Source organism: Kitasatospora sp. NPDC008050 (assembly GCF_042957465.1).
In the GTDB taxonomy this organism is placed as follows: Bacteria; Actinomycetota; Actinomycetes; order Streptomycetales; family Streptomycetaceae; genus Kitasatospora.
This window is the reverse complement of the sequence record NZ_JBIBIJ010000003.1, coordinates 22,849-37,544: the sequence shown is the minus strand read 5'-3', so window position 1 is coordinate 37,544 and position 14,696 is coordinate 22,849. Positions and strand designations below refer to the sequence as shown.

General features: G+C 70.0%; 13 protein-coding genes. 8 read left to right on the top strand and 5 right to left on the bottom strand.

The annotated features are described in order from the left end of the window. The first annotated feature begins 78 nt into the window (after positions 1–78). Positions 79–837: a GNAT family N-acetyltransferase gene (locus ACFZB9_RS07040; protein WP_391444400.1), complete on the top strand. Its 759-nt coding sequence runs from the start codon at positions 79–81 to the stop codon at positions 835–837. Here ACFZB9_RS07040 and ACFZB9_RS07035 read toward each other — a convergent pair. Further along, positions 825–1,565: a hypothetical protein gene (locus ACFZB9_RS07035; RefSeq protein WP_391444398.1), complete on the bottom strand. Its 741-nt coding sequence runs from the start codon at positions 1,563–1,565 to the stop codon at positions 825–827. The genes ACFZB9_RS07040 and ACFZB9_RS07035 overlap by 13 nt on opposite strands. Positions 1,566–1,732: 167 nt before the next feature. Then, positions 1,733–2,134, bottom strand: a complete 402-nt coding sequence (locus ACFZB9_RS07030) for a hypothetical protein (RefSeq protein ID WP_391444396.1) — start codon at positions 2,132–2,134, stop codon at positions 1,733–1,735. 153 nt (positions 2,135–2,287) lie between these two features. Here ACFZB9_RS07030 and ACFZB9_RS07025 point away from each other — a divergent pair, with 153 nt between their 5' ends. Both ACFZB9_RS07025 and ACFZB9_RS07020 read left to right on the top strand, forming a co-directional pair. Then, positions 2,288–5,116, top strand: coding sequence for an SdrD B-like domain-containing protein (locus tag ACFZB9_RS07025; protein WP_391444395.1), 2,829 nt, complete (start codon positions 2,288–2,290; stop codon positions 5,114–5,116). Between the two features lie 212 nt (positions 5,117–5,328). Next, positions 5,329–6,186 carry a hypothetical protein gene (locus ACFZB9_RS07020; RefSeq protein WP_391444393.1) on the top strand — a complete coding sequence of 286 codons (858 nt, stop codon included), beginning with the start codon at positions 5,329–5,331 and terminating at the stop codon, positions 6,184–6,186. 39 nt (positions 6,187–6,225) lie between these two features. On the opposite strand, the gene ACFZB9_RS07015 is transcribed toward ACFZB9_RS07020, so the two are convergent. After that, positions 6,226–7,569 (bottom strand): right-handed parallel beta-helix repeat-containing protein, encoded by a 1,344-nt coding sequence (locus ACFZB9_RS07015; RefSeq protein WP_391444391.1) that lies wholly within the window; start codon positions 7,567–7,569, stop codon positions 6,226–6,228. 57 nt (positions 7,570–7,626) lie between these two features. Between ACFZB9_RS07015 and ACFZB9_RS07010 the strand changes: the two genes are divergently transcribed. After that, positions 7,627–8,841 (top strand): Dyp-type peroxidase, encoded by a 1,215-nt coding sequence (locus tag ACFZB9_RS07010; protein ID WP_391444389.1) that lies wholly within the window; start codon positions 7,627–7,629, stop codon positions 8,839–8,841. 57 nt (positions 8,842–8,898) lie between these two features. Here the strand turns inward: ACFZB9_RS07010 and ACFZB9_RS07005 are convergent, their stop codons facing one another. Together ACFZB9_RS07005 and ACFZB9_RS07000 are read right to left on the bottom strand one after the other, a co-directional pair. After that, positions 8,899–9,315 (bottom strand): hypothetical protein, encoded by a 417-nt coding sequence (locus ACFZB9_RS07005; protein WP_391444388.1) that lies wholly within the window; start codon positions 9,313–9,315, stop codon positions 8,899–8,901. Between the two features lie 94 nt (positions 9,316–9,409). After that, the gene (locus tag ACFZB9_RS07000; RefSeq protein WP_391444386.1) at positions 9,410–10,036 is read right to left on the bottom strand and encodes an alpha-ketoglutarate-dependent dioxygenase AlkB; all 627 of its coding nucleotides are present in this window, start codon (positions 10,034–10,036) and stop codon (positions 9,410–9,412) included. Between the two features lie 317 nt (positions 10,037–10,353). On the opposite strand from ACFZB9_RS07000, the gene ACFZB9_RS06995 reads away from it, so the two are divergent. From ACFZB9_RS06995 to ACFZB9_RS06980, 4 genes are all read left to right on the top strand, one after another. Next, a complete protein-coding gene (locus ACFZB9_RS06995; RefSeq protein ID WP_391444384.1) occupies positions 10,354–10,935 on the top strand; it encodes a GrpB family protein in 582 nt (193 codons plus the stop codon). A gap of 306 nt (positions 10,936–11,241) precedes the next feature. Next, a complete protein-coding gene (locus tag ACFZB9_RS06990) occupies positions 11,242–11,733 on the top strand; it encodes a hypothetical protein (RefSeq protein ID WP_391444382.1) in 492 nt (163 codons plus the stop codon). 609 nt (positions 11,734–12,342) lie between these two features. Continuing rightward, positions 12,343–13,548: a cytochrome P450 gene (locus ACFZB9_RS06985; RefSeq protein ID WP_391444380.1), complete on the top strand. Its 1,206-nt coding sequence runs from the start codon at positions 12,343–12,345 to the stop codon at positions 13,546–13,548. A 14-nt stretch (positions 13,549–13,562) separates the two neighbouring features. Continuing rightward, a complete protein-coding gene (locus ACFZB9_RS06980) occupies positions 13,563–14,675 on the top strand; it encodes a type III polyketide synthase (RefSeq protein WP_391444378.1) in 1,113 nt (370 codons plus the stop codon). Positions 14,676–14,696: the final 21 nt, after the last annotated feature.

The window sequence follows — 14,696 nt, the reverse complement described above, 5'->3', positions numbered from 1 at the left end:
CAGGGAGCCTCATTGGCTCCGTAGCGGTGGATGGTTTGGGTACGTGATGTTGACGCAGCAGGAGTGAGGAGTTCCCCGATGGCCGACACCCGAAGCAAGCGCGGGCCCGAGATCACGCTATGGGATCTCGTCAAGCGCCCTGACATGGGCCTGGCCCGGGACTTCTACGACAACGTACTGAGCCGGTGCTTCCCCCCGGACGAGCTCATGCCCTGGGAGGACGTGAAGGAGGCACTCGGCGCATCGGCGCCGGTACAGACCTCGGTCACCCTGGCTCTGCGTCGCGACCGCGAGGTGGTCGGCGGCGTGGCGGCGGAGTGGTACGAACGCAGCCGGGTACTCCTGCTGTCCTACATCGCCGTTCGGCCCGATCTCCAGGGTTCAGGTATTGGCTCACAACTACGTGAGGTGGTGCCGGGCTGGCTGCGCGAGCGGAATCCGCTACTCGCGGTGGGCGAGGTGGAACCGCTCGACCTGGTCGCGGCGGCTGCCGAGCACGGTGACCCCGAGCGCCGGCTGCGGCTGTTCAGCCAATGGCAGGGCAGCGTCCTGCAGGCGCGCTTCCTGCAACCTCGACTGGCACCGGACCAGCAGCGCGTGCCCCTGCTTCTGATCGCCTTCCACCTGGATCCTTCGGTCTGCTGCCGGTTCGGGCGCGAGCAGTCCTTCTCCTCCGAAGTGTTGGCCGACTTCCTGGACGAGTACTTCACCGTCACCGAGGGCAGCAGGGACTTCACGAAGGACCCGGAGTACACCGGGATGCTGGAGTCCCTGCGGTACACCCCGTGTGTGCGTGTCATCCCGCTCGACGAGTACTTGCGTGCTCAGAGGCCGTAGAACCAGGGCTCCGACCAGTAGTGGTAGACGACCGAGCCGAGCACGATCAGCAGCCAGGTGAGGGCGAAGGCGAAATGCCAGCCCGGACCGTGCGCCTGCCTGGCCCAGAACGCAAGGAGCGACAGGAAGACCAGACCGAGGGCAGACTCCTGGACGCTGTAGATGGCGACCAGGTCCCTGGTCCGGGCGGCTGTCGGCCTGGTGGGGCCTTGTTCCTTCCACCTCTTCCGGTCAGTGTTGAGCTCCTTCAGCAAGCTCCACGGCCACGTCCACAGGCTGCCATCCTGCAGCGGGAGGACCACCACGGAGAGCAGTAGGCTCCAGACCATGTAAGCGATCGAGGCCGTGAGGAAGGCGGTCGCGCCGCGGCCGACCGCTGCCCCCATGACCATCAGGATGACGACCATCACAACACCGCTCCAGTACACGAGGATGGCCGTGCCATACCGTTTCTTGCCATGGCGGGTGTCGTGCAGCTCGACCACGACTGCCAGATGGTGAAGCCAGATCGCCGCCTGGATCAGTACGGTCAGCACCAGCAGGCGCATCGTCCAGTCGGGGAGTCCGGTGCCCTCCGGCCTGCTGGAGATGCTTTTGGCAATCCCCATCAGCGGCTCGGTCAGCGCCAACGCTGTCAGCACACCGTAGAAGACCAATGCGATCTCGTAGATGACCCGGTGCCGGGCCAACTGCACGATGGACTCGTCGTCCCTGGGCAGGTCCTTCACTGGAGACGGACTGTCAGGCATCACGGCACTCCACAGGGGTGGGCTGCGCACTGGCGAATGGCGCCCAGTGTCACCGACCTCGTGCGGCCATAGCTGTCTCCCACGCCAGTCAAACACGAGAAGTTGGCACAGCCGACTTCTCGTGCAAGCGCGCCACCGGACCGCGTTCAAGCCTTCCGGTCGGCCCGGTCGGCCTTCCGCAGTTGTCGGCGTCGGTGCAGCAGCGTGAGTGGTGCGGCGCCGATCAGGCCGGCCTGTTCAGCGACATCGTGGCGGCCCCGTCCCCGGCCCCCGGGGCGGCGCCAGGCGGTGAGGTGGGTCGTGGTGGGGGCGTAGCGCAGCACGTCCTGCTGGTCGCTGGTGGACTGCGGCTGCGGTCGGGAGAGCGGCGCGTGGTCCATCCGCGTGCCGTCGGAGGCGCAGGTCTCCGCCATCAGGCGCGGGTTCCGGTCCAGGACGCCGTCGAGCAAGGCGAGTTGGGCCCGGTCGTGGCCGAGCAGGCCGGCCGCCGGGGTCTCCCCGGGGTGATCGGCCCCATGGGCTGCGACGTCAAGGTGAGAATCGCTCACTGTTCGACAGGTTCATGAGGACGTACTTCGCCGTTTCGCCAATTTCTTGCCTAAATCCCCCTTAAGCTCGTCCGGAAGGCGGTTCTCCGCCATCTCACGTACTCCCTTGAAAAGTTGGGCAGCTGCCCCCTTTCTGAACGATGAGAGCAGGGGATGACAGACACAGATGAACATGTAGCAGGCAGCCCGCGCGGGCCCGGTCGGCGACGGCCGGGCGTGCCCGGTCTGCGCGCGTTGGGCGGCGTCGCGGCGCTCGTCCTCGGGCTCGGCAGTTGCTCGTTGGTGTTGGCGCCGTCGGCGTACCCGCAGGCCGGGGACGGCACGGTGACGGTCCGGGTGATCCGGGCCGTGGACACCAGCGGCGCCTGGACGCCCGGGCTGGAACCGGGCATCGGCGGTGTCACGGTGACCCTCACCGATGACGCCGGCACCAGCATCGCCGGGGTCACGGCGGCCGACGGCACGGTCACCCTGGCCCCGGCGCCGAGCAAGGTCACCGGCGGCAAGTACCGTGTACAGGTGGTGAATCCGCAGCCGGGTGTGCTGTTCCCGGCCTTCGCCTCACCGCAGGGCCTGGACGGCGCACCGACCCAGCTGAGCAGCAACGAGGAGTTCGTCGACCTCTCCGGCAAGAAGAGCGTGTCCTACACCACCGGTCTGTGGAGCCCTGGCGACTACTGCCAGAAGAACGCGCCGCTGGTGACGACCTGTCAGCCTGCCTCGCGCGAGGGCGGATCCCAGCGCACGCTGGTCTCCTTCCCGTACGACACGCGCGGGCAGGACGGCGCAGGCGGTGTCAACGTCACCGACATCGCCACCAACGCCGACACCGGGACGCTGTACGGCATCGCCTGGAACAAGGCCGACAAGCGGGTCTTCTCCTCGGCGGTGGCCAAGCGCACCACGGACTACGGTCCGGGTGGGCCCGGCGGCATCTACGTGACCGACATCGCGGCGAAGAAGACCTCGCTCTTCACCGTGGTCCCGGACGCGGGCACGACGGTGCACGGTCCGGGCACCGATGACGCCTTCCTTGCCGTGCCCGGCAAGGAGAGCCTGGGCGGCATCAAGGTCACCGACGACGGGTCCTCCCTGTTCGTCGTCAACCTCGACGATCGCAAGCTCTACGAGTACGACGCCACCGCGGCGACCGCGGCGGCGCCGAAGGCCGCCTTCAGCATCCCGGACCCGGGCTGCCCGGCGGCCGTGGACTGGCGGCCGTTCGGCCTCGGCATGCAGGACGGCACCGGCTACGTCGGCGGTGTCTGCTCCGGCGAGTCCACCGGCAAGACCTCCGACATGCGCGTGGTGGTCATGCCGTTCAACCTCGCCACCGGGGCCTTCGGCAAGCCGGTGCTGGACCAACCGCTCAACTACCCCCGGCAGTCCACGGTCGGTTCGGGCGCGTGCGACGGCGGTACGGGGTGGTGGCCCTGGACCAACACCTGGCCGACCTCGCAGAGCGGCCAGGCATGCACGAGTTACCTGGCCCAGCCGGAACCGGAGTTGGGCGAGATCGGCTTCGAGGCCGATGGCTCGATGCTGCTGGCCTTCCGCGACCGGTTCGCCGACCGCGCACCGGCCGGCCCCACGCCGGGAACCCCCGGCCTGGTGCTGTCGGGCGGAGACCTGAACAAGGCCTGCCTGTCGGGCGGGACGTACGTGATGGACACCAACGACGGCTGTGGGCTCTCCCCTCGGGGTACCCGGTTCTTCGACAACAGCCGGTTGGGGGCCCACCACAACGCCGCGTTCGCGGGGATGGCGCTCTCCAAGGTGGAGGACACCATCGCGGTCTCCAGCTTCGACCCCAACAGCACGGCCTTCGGGACCGGTACCGCCTTCGTCGGGCGGGACGGCAAGCAGCACCCGCCGGACGGGCTGCGGCTCAACCCCGCGGGCGTCAACTCGGCGTTCGGCAAGGGCGCCTCGATGGGCGACCTCGAAGTGCTCTGCGACCAGGCGCCGCTGCAGATCGGCAACCGCGTCTGGTACGACCCGCAGCGCACCGGCATCCAGGACCCGGGCCAGCTGCCGGTGGCCGGGGTGACGATCCACCTGTACGACGGATCGGGCACGTTGGTCGGCACGACGAAGACGACGGCGCGGGGCGAGTACTACTTCGACGACTCCGACGTCACCGGCGGACTCAAGCCGAAGACCGACTACACCATCAAGCTCGACAAGCCGGCCGACTACGCCAAGGGCGGGCCGCTCTACGAGTGGGTGCCGACCGATGCGAACGTCGGGACCAACCACTTCATCGACTCCAAGGGGACCGTGCCGCCGGGTACGGCGTACCCCGTGAAGGCGCTGACCACCGGTGGGCCCGGGGAGAACAACCACACCTATGACTTCGGCTTCCGGCAGCAGGAGGGCGTGCTGCGCGTGGTCAAGCACGACCAGGACGGCAACCCGCTGGCCGGAGCCAGGTTCCAACTGTGGGAGGAGAGCAACGGCACCGACGGCCTGCAGACCGGCGGGTCGAAGCCGGACACCAAGGTGGGTGACGTCTGCACCACCGGGGCCGACGGCATCTGCCAGGGCAACGGCACGGTGGGGACGTACTACTGGCAGGAGGTCAGCCCGCCCGCGGGCTACACCGCGCCGGACTCGACGGTCTTCGGGCCGCTGGTCCTGACGGCCGACAACCTCACCACCGGGGTCTCGGTGACGGCGGTCAACCAGAAGATCGTCACCCCGACGCCGACGCCGACGCCGACGCCGACGCCCACACCGACGCCGGGCCAGTCCCCGACGCCGACACCGGCACCGAGCACACCGGCACCGACCACGCCGGCACCGAGCACACCGGCACCGGTCGCGCCGGGCCCGGGCTCCCCGCCCGGCTCGCACCTGGCCTTCACCGGCATGGGCGAGGTGGTTCCGCTGGCCCTGGTCGGTGGCGCCGCGTTCACCGCGGTCGGCGCCGCGACGCTCGTGCTGACGCGCAGGCGCAAGGCCTCGGCACAGCGGGGCTAGCGCGTCAGGCAACCTTCGCCCCGTGAGGGCCAGCCGGCCCCGGTGGTCCCGGGGCCGGATCGGGCGGGTTCGCCGGTCACTGGCCGGCGAACCCGCCCGACTGCGTGACCGATCGGCCGTGTGACTGATCGGCCGCGTGACCGCCCGACTGCGTGACCGAACGGCTGACCCGACCACCCACAGCGAGAGCGACGATGAGAGAAGGCGACCGCATGGCTCGCAAGACCAGGACCGCCGGCCCCGCGCCGCGCCAGGCCGGCCCCGCGCCGCGCCGGGCCCGCTGGTTGAGGGCCCTGGTCGCGCTCGCCGCGTGTGGCGCCGCAGTGGGCGGCGTGGCCGCCTACCGGGGCCTGTCCGGCGGCAGCGGCGAGCGGCCGGTGACGATGGACGAGGCCTCCCGGCTGGCGCTGTCGCGACTGAACCTCTACCAGGCCAGCCCCGTGGCAGTGACCCTGACCGCCACCGAGGGTGGCGGCGTGGTGCTGCGGGTCAGCGGGGTGGTGGACTACCGGACGCGCCACGGCGTCGGGAGCTACCGGACCACCGGGGCCGGGTTCACCGGTTCGTCCGCCGCGTCGGGCTCCACCGCCGCCCCGCAGCTCGACCACGGCCTGATCATCTGGGACAGCGACGGCCTCGGCCTGGCCCCGGCGCTGGACGGCACCCCACCCTGGCAGCAGGCCGAGCACATCCCCCGCTCCGGCTGGTCGCCGCGCTCCTACACCACCGATCCGCTGGACGCCGGACTCCAACTGCTGATCGGGCTCGGCGCGGACCGGCCCGACAACCCGATGCTGCTCGCCCAGTCCGGCGCCCGCTGGCTGGGCCGCGACCGGGTCGACGGCCGCGACTACGACGAGATCTCCGGCCCGCGGGCCACCGGCACCACCCCGGGCACCGGCCCCGACGGCGGAAAGTCGCCGCTGACCTACTGGGTGGACGGCAACGGCGGCCTGCTCCGGGTCACGATGCGGATGCCGGGCCTGGGCACCCCGACCACCCTGGAGTTCACCGGGCACGACGCCAACGCCAAGCTCCCGGAGGCGCCGTGGGACACGGGCACCGACTGAGACTCGAATCCCTTGACACACCGAAGATCTGACGGTACGTCAGTGCGCCGCCGGCGCCGCGCCTGCGTCCGTGGGCAACGGGTACGCGTCCGGATCGACGGTCCCCGGCAACCCGGTCGCCGGGCCGGCCGCAGCCGTCGGGTCGGGCATCGACGGCTGCGTGGGCGGCGCCGGCACCTGGCTGAACGGCACACCGGGCGGCGCCTGCACCGAGGCCGCCTGACCGCTCGGCAGGCTGCCCCGCCCGCTCGCCCCGCAGCCCGCCAGGCCCTCCAGCCCGGCCGGGCTCTGGGTGACCGGCTGGTTGCCGCTGAAGCAGTTGCTGGGGTCGGCGGCGGCCAGCACCAGGTCCTCACCGTTGCCGGTGACCCGGTTGCCGGTGGCCTGGTCGCCGCTCGCCGGGTGCCCCGGCGGGTCGGTGATGATCACCCCGGCCGCCGTGTTGCCCTGGATGAGGTTGCGCTGCACGCGGTCCCCGGTGCCGCCGCCGATGCCGATCCCGATCCCGAAGCCGCCGTCCGCCTGCTCGGGAGTGTCGGCGGCGTTGTTGTCGGTGATCACGTTGCCCGCGAGCACCGCACCGTGCTGCGGGGCGAGCGCCTCCTGGTCGTTGGAGTTGACGGTGACACCGACCCGATTGCCGGTGACCAGGTTGCCCAGCACCGAGACGCCCTCGGAGGCGTTGGTGATCTCGATGCCGACCGCGTTGTGCGCCATGGTGTTCCCGCGGACCAGGGTGTCGCAAGGCCGGCACTGGCCGACGTAGATGCCCGAGTCGGCCTGCCCGGAGGCGTAGGAGTCCTCGATCACGCCGCCGTGCGCGTCGAACGCGTAGATGCCGTACAGGCCGTTGTCGTACGCGGTCACGCTGGTCGCCCGGAAGCCCTGGACGGCCGGGAAGCGGGAGGTGTCCAGCGGGTTGTACGCCGAGCCGCCGGCCCCGCGCTGCTGCAGCTTCTGGTCGGTGACGCCGGTGAACAGCACGCCGTTGGCGAGGTAGTCGCGCACGGTGAGGTTCTCCACCACCGAGCCCGCACCGGTCGCGGTGATGCCGTTGACCAGTCGCACCCCGCCGTCGAAGACCACCGCGTTGCGGTCCGTGCCGCGCAGCACCACGTCGGGCTTGGTGACCTGCACGCTCTCCCGGTACACACCCGGGCCGATCAGCACCGTGTCCCCCGACCGGGCGACGTCCACCGCCTGCTGCACCGTGTGGAAGTCCTGCGGCACCCGCAGCACCGTCCCGGCCGGGTGCTTCGCGTCGGCGGAGGCCGAACCGGAGGAGGAGCACCCGGTGGCCGCGAGCGCTACCGCCGCGACCAGCGCCGACAGGCGCACCGCCGCCGATCGTGGCCCGGCCGGTCGGATCTGATGGAGGCTCAACAGGGATTGAGTGGACGGCATTTGCATGACAGGTGTTCTATCGTCTCCAATAGCCGTATGCCCACCGAACCGGAAATCGCGCAGGATCCCGTCCGCCCGGGCAGTGCCGGATTCGGGCGGCGCGGAGCCCTGCTCGCCGCCGGTGCGATGCTCGCCGCCGGCCTCGGCGCAGCGGCCGACGACCTGGCCCGGAAGAACCTGACGGCCACTCACGAGCCTGCCCCGGCCGCCCCGCCGGCCCCGGCCGCGACCCCCTTCCACGGGCCCCGGCAGGCCGGTGTGACGGCGCCCCAGCAGCCGGTCACCCAACTGCTCGCCCTCGACCTTCCGCAGACCTCCACCGCCGCCGACCGGCGGACCCTGCGCACCGTCCTCGACGAGCTGACCCGCGCCCTCGCCACGGCGGCTTCCGATGCCCCGTCGGATGCCCGGCTGCAGGGCATCGGCAGCACCCGGCTCACCTCGCTGGTCGGCGTCGGCCCGGGGCTGGCCACCCGGCTCGGCCTCGACGTCCCCGCCGGGCTCGCCGAGTTGCCGTCCTTCCCCGGCGACCAGCTGGACCAGGCACGCGGTGGCGGCGACCTGCTGCTCCAGCTGTGCGCCGCCGACCGCTGGACGGTTACCGTGGTCGCCGAACTCGCCGCCACCGCCGCCCGGTCCGCCGGCGCCGTCCCGCGCTGGAGCCAGTCCGGCTTCCTGCCCGTGACCGCCCCGGGGACCACCCCGCGCAACCTGTTCGGCTTCAAGGACGGCACCTCCAACCCCGGTCCGGCGGAGGACGAGCAGTTCGTCTGGGGCCCGTCCGGCGCGCACCAGAACGGCACGGTGCTGGTCTACCGCCGGATCCGGATGGACGTGGCTGCCTTCGCTGCCCTGCCCGCGGACCAGCGCGACCGGGCGATCGGCCGCCGCCAGAGCGACGGCGTCCCGCTCACCGGCACCGCCGAGCACGACGACCCGGACATCTACGCCAAGAACCCCGACGGCTCCTACGTGATCCCCGCCAACGCCCACGTCCGGCTCACCAGCCCCCGCCTCGACGGCGGTGCCCGGATGCTCCGGCGCAGCTACAGCTACGACGACGGCCCGACCGACCGCGGACTGCTGTTCTGCGCCTTCATGCGCGACCCCGCGCAGTTCATCCGGGTCCAGGACCGCCTGGCCACCCGCGACGCCCTCAGCCCCTACCTCACGCACCAGGCCTCGGCCGTGGCCTACGTACTGCCCGGCGCCACCGCCGGGGGCAGCCTCGGCGAGCAGTTCCAGGCGTAGGGGACGCCTGCGGTCCGGCTTCGCACGGGGGCGCCGGTGTGCCGGACGTAGCAGGTGTCACCGGTGGGACGGGCTGCTCGTCACCAGCCGGATCTGGTCGATGGAGGGCAGGCAGGTCGGCATCTCGTCGGTGACCCAGGCGTATTCCAGCCCTGACAGGGTCGCGCCGCCTTCCGGCTCCGACGGGGTCGCACCGCTGTCGGCCCACACCAGCAGATCGCCGATGTACTCGCCGGAGTGGTCGTACACGCCGGCGCCCACCGGTACGACCCTGGACACCTGAGGTGCGTGCTGCACCGGCCCACGCACCCGCAGGTCGACGCTCACCGACTCGGCTCCCCAGGTGGCCACCACCTCGGTCCGGTCCAGTTGGCTGCGCAGGGCCGAAGCACCGGCGACGTCGGCCGAGAGGATGTGTTCCAGCACGGCTCGCTCGGAGTCGTTCAGCGGACGAGGTTCGATGGGTACGGGCATGCGCCCATCTTCGTGGTTCGCCCTCCTGGCAAGCAATCCACGGGACACCGAGGGGGAGTCCGCCCTATGCGCGTGCCGGGCCGTGCCCCCCGCCCTACCAGACCTGGTAGGGCCGGAACTGCACACTGATCCGGGGGCCGGTGGGCCGCGCGGTCTTGGGGATCGCGTGCTCGAAGGTCCGCTGGCAGGAGCCGCCCATCACCAGCAGGTCGCCGTGGCCCAGGGCATGGCGGCTGGTGGGACCCGACCCGCCGTGCGGGCGCAGCAGCAGGGCGCGCGGCTCGCCGACGGAGAGGATCGCGATCATGGTGTCCCGGTCGGCCGCCCGCCCGCCGCGGTCGCCGTGCCAGGCCACGCTGTCCCGCCCGTCGCGGTAGTAGCAGAGCCCGGCGGTCAGGAACGGTTCGCCGAGCTCGGCCGCGTAGTGCTCGCTCAGCGCCCGGCGGGCCTCGGGCAGCACCGGGTGCGGCAGCTCGGCCCCGGGCCCGTAGTGCGCCAGCAGCCGCGGGACGTCGACCACCCGCTCGTACATCGGCCGCCGCTCGGCCCGCCACGGGACCTCGGCGACGAGGTGTTCGAACAGCTCGTCCGCCCCGGCGAGCCATCCCGGGAGCAGGTCGATCCAGGCCCCGCGGCCGAGCTCGACCCGGCGGACGGCGGTGAGCGAGCCGAGCCCGAGGGCGTCGGCGCTGCCGAACAGGGTGCTCTGGAGGTGCTGCATGGGGACAGGGTAACTCGATTCATCGCTCATGTGTTCGATTTATGGCCCGAGCAGTGCGTCCCGTCGCTCAGGCTCCTGTGACGGAGCGAGATAGTTGTCACCTGGTCGCGATATCTGTCACCCGCGGTTCGGCGCGCTGCGATCAGACTTGAGCCGGGACACGATAGTTGGAACCTGGCCATAGGGGCTGGAACCGGAACTCTCCCGGCATCGATCGCTGAGGTGTCTCGTCCGGCAGCCGAGCGATGAGGAGGCGGGTGATCGACAAGCCTTGCCGTCGCCGTGCTGTCCCATCTCGGGCGGTAGAGTACGGAGCCGTGCCGTTTCCCGATGAGCCCAATCAGGTAGCAGTGGTCGAGTATCGACCGGAGTGGCCGGCGGAGTTCGAGCGGTTGGCCGGGCAGTTGAGAGCTGCCCTCGGTGACGTCGCAGTCGCTGTCGACCATGTGGGCTCCACCTCGGTGCCGGGCCTACCGGCCAAAGACTGCATCGACGTGCAGGTCCGGATGACGTCGATCGCCGAGACCCGGGACGTCAAACTGCTCGCCGCGATTGGCTTCCGCTGTCGACCTGAACCGTGGAATCACCACGAGGTCTCGGCAGGACAACGGTGCCGCAAGCTCGTTTTCGCGCCCCCCATCGGCGCGCGCCGCAGCAATGTCCACCTCCGGGAAAGCGTTGGCCCCAACGCCCGCTTTGCCCTGCTGTTCCGGGACTATCTACGCGCGGACGAGACCGCTCGTGAGGGCTGGGGCGCGTTCAAGCAAAGGCTGGCGCTGAGCGTTCCGGACCTCTTGGAAAATGGGCAGATCAAGGCCCCCGCTACCCAGGTTCTGATGGCTGGGGCCGAACGGTGGGCCGCCGAGACGGGTTGGCAGGTCCGGTTCCAACAAGAATGACAACTGACCGTTGGTTCCAGGAAGCCTGGCAAACCAGTTCCAACAAGCGTGTCGCGTATGCCCAGGACAGCCTGGTCACCATGTTTCTCCGGTTCCAACTACCGTGTCACGGCTCAAGACTTGAGCCAGGACACGGTAGTTGGAACCTGGTCTTGATTGTTGGCACCGAGGCTTGATGGCCAACGCCGAGGCCGTAGTCCCGTCCCTGTCAACGCTCGTGGTCTTCGCCAGAGCCCGTCATCCCCCAGGTCCTGGTGAGCCACTAGGTTGGTGTGCGTGGAGACGCGGGGGCAGAGGTATCGGTATGTGGGTCCGGCCGAGCTGAAGGCGCTCGTCCGGGCGGGTAGTGAGGGTCGGAGCATCCGTTCGTCGGCGGACTTCGGCGAGTGGGTCTCTGCACTGACCCTGGATGAGCTGGCCGAGCCGTTCACGTTCGTCGTCGACAGTGGCGGGGTGCTGCGACTGGCTCCGCGCCGCAGCGAGCACGTGGCGTGTGCTGGCAGCGGAGAGGTGCTGAGTGCCGGCGAGATGAGCTTCCGTGAGGAGTCCGGGCGGTGGGTGGTCGAGGAGGTCAGCAACCAGTCGACCGGCTACTGCCCGGACGTCAGCTCATGGCCGGCCGCGGCCGAGGCCCTGGACCGGATCGGGATCCCTCGACCGTCCGGGTTCACGCACGAGGTGGTCTTCCGCCGATGCCGCTCCTGCCGGGAGCTCAACATCGTGCGAGAGGAGGACTTCGTCTGCGTCTTCTGCGGCGAGGATCTGCCGCGGGAGTGGAACATGGGGGAGCCCGGGTGACTGGTCAGACAGCGAAGATCACCTCGCGGTGCGAGTGCGGCAGCACAGCAGTGCGACAGGTGAACCAGTTCATCCTTCACGTCATTGTGATGCAGCGTGCGTACGCTCACGCCGGCAAGCTCGGCCACGCGTCCCACGTGACGACTGCCGTGTTCCGGCACAGTCCCCGTGGCGTGGCGTGGCGTGGCGTGGCGTGGCGTGGCGGGAGTGCGGGTAAACATCCGGTCATCAGACGCTATAAGGGTTCTGTGATCTTCCACATCGCCGATCCGGCCGGTTGGGCCACCCGTCCTGATTGCCTCGGTGTCCCGCTGGAGCGGGCGGAGCTGCGGCCCGGCTCCCCGCCGGCGCCCGGGACTCTTCTGCCGCCCGTGCGGGGTCCGCTCGCCCGGGCGGCCGTCACCGGCGCGAGGGATGGCGTGCGTGATGAGGGATGGCGTGCGTGATGACGAAGGGCGGGTCCTGCGGCTGGTGCCGCGCGCCTGATGCCCCGGAGGAGTGACAAGGGGTCGGTGGGCGCCGTCACCCGTCCGAGTGATCACGGGAATCGGCGTGGTTCTGTCGCGATCGCCGTTCCCTCGAAGAGACTCGAAGAGAGGAGACCATGCAATGACCGTTGAGGACACGGTCCTCACGTGCCCGGTCCGGCACGACGAGGCCTTGGAGCCCGATCCCTTCCTGACTCGGATGAGGGAGGAAACACCCGTCGCGCGAGTCCGCATGCCGTACGGCGAGGGTGTCTGCTGGCTGGTCACCCGCTACGCGGACGTGCAGTTCGTGACCTCCGACCGGCGCTTCAGCCGCGCCGCCCTGGTGGGCAGGGACTTCCCGCGGATCACTCCGGCTCCCATCGCCCAGCCCGAGGCCATCAACCTCATGGACCCGCCGCAACTCAACCGGGTGCGCAAGCTCGCCATCAAGGCGTTCACCACCCCACAGGTGGAGGCGTTGCGGCCCTGGACGCAGCGGGCGGTGGACGAGCTGGTGGACGCGATGACCGGTGCCGCCACGCCCGATGTCGCCGAACACCTCGCGGAGCGGATCCCGTTGATGACGATCTGCCAGCTCATGGACGTGCCGGAAGGGGACCGTCCCCAGCTGAGGCAGTGGGCGATGTCGATGATGTCGATGCGTCCGGCGGACCGTTCCTGCGCCATCGACGCCAAGGAGAGCCTGCGGGCCTACTTCACCGAGCTCACGCAGGAACGGCGACGCGCTCCGGGCGGTGATCTGATCAGCGCCCTGGCCACGGCGCGGGTGGGTGAGGACATGCTCGCGGACGGCGAGCTCGCCGTCCTCGCCATGCTGCTGGTCGTCACCGGGCACGACACCACGACGTACAACATCAGCAACATCGTCTACACGCTGCTGACCCACCCGGCCCAGTTGGACCGCCTGCGTACCAGCCCGGAACTCCTGCCGCAGGCGCTGGAAGAGCTGCTGCGGTTCATCCCCTTCCGTCAGGGCGTCGGCATCCCTCGCGTGGCATTGGAGGACGTCGAAGTCGGCGGAGTGCTCGTCAAGGAAGGTGACACCGTTCATGTCTCCTACTTGACTGCCAACCGTGACGGGCTGGTCCACGAACGTGCGGACGAGTTGGACTTCGAGCGGTGTGACCCTGCGGCGCACATGACCTTCGGGTACGGCAGTCACCACTGCCTCGGCTCCCACCTCGCCCGCATGGTGCTCCAGATCTCCGTCGGAACGCTCCTGCGCCGCCTTCCCGGACTGCGGCTGGCCGTCCCCGCCGAGCAGGTGCGGTGGAACACCGTGTCGATCTGGCGCCACCCCCTCGCACTGCCTGTCACCTGGTAAGGAACCCGAACGACATGGCCACTCTCTGCCGGCCCGCCATCAGCGTCCCCGAGCACGTGATCACCTTGGAACAGACCCTTGACCTGGCGCGCAGTCTGCATGCCGGTCACCCCCAACTCGACCTCGCGCTCCGTCTGATCTCCCGTACCGGTGTCGCGACCCGGCACCTGGTGCAGCCGATCGACGCCACCTTGAAACACCCTGGCTTCACCGCTCGCAACGCGGTCTACGAGTCCGAGGCGAAAGCCCGAGTCCCTTCGACGGTGCGGCGGGCACTGGGTCACGCGGAACTCGGGCCCGAGGACATCGACATGATCATCTATGTCTCGTGCACCGGCTTCATGATGCCCTCCCTCACCGCCTGGCTCATCAACACCATGGGGTTCAGGCCCCGGACCAGGCAGCTTCCGATCGCGCAACTGGGCTGCGCCGCCGGCGGCGCAGCCGTCAACCGCGCCCACGACTTCTGCACCGCCTACCCGGAGTCGAATGTCCTCATCGTGGCGTGCGAGTTCTGCTCGCTCTGCTACCAGCCCGACGACCTTGGCGTGGGCAACCTGCTCTCGAACGGCCTCTTCGGCGACGCCATCGCCGCGGCGGTGGTCCGCGGTGAAGGAGGCAGCGGGGTACGGCTGGAACACAACGGCTCCCACCTCGTTCCCCACACCGAGGAATGGATCTCCTACGCGGTCCGTGACACCGGCTTCCACTTCATGCTCGACAAGCGCGTTCCCCACTCCATGGAGCAACTCGCACCGGCCATGGACGCGATGAGCGCGTCCCACGGATGGGATCTCTCCGAACTGGACTTCTACCTCGTCCATGCCGGTGGACCCCGCATTCTCGACGACCTGTCCACCCACCTCCGGCTGCCCGCCACCGTGTTCCGCTACAGCAGGGCCACCCTCACCGAACGGGGGAACATCGCCAGCGCCGTCATCTTCGACGCCCTGGACCGACTCTTCGAAGACGGCGGAGCCACCCCCGCCGCGCGCGGTGTCATCGCCGGCTTCGGCCCCGGCATCACCGCCGAGGTCGCCCTCGGCACCTGGACCGGCACCCAGCTCACGGGGCACAACGCGACACTTCGGCGCGAGCCGGCACTGTCGTCAGCCGGCCTCTTATGAGGTGCACGGTCACGCCGATCC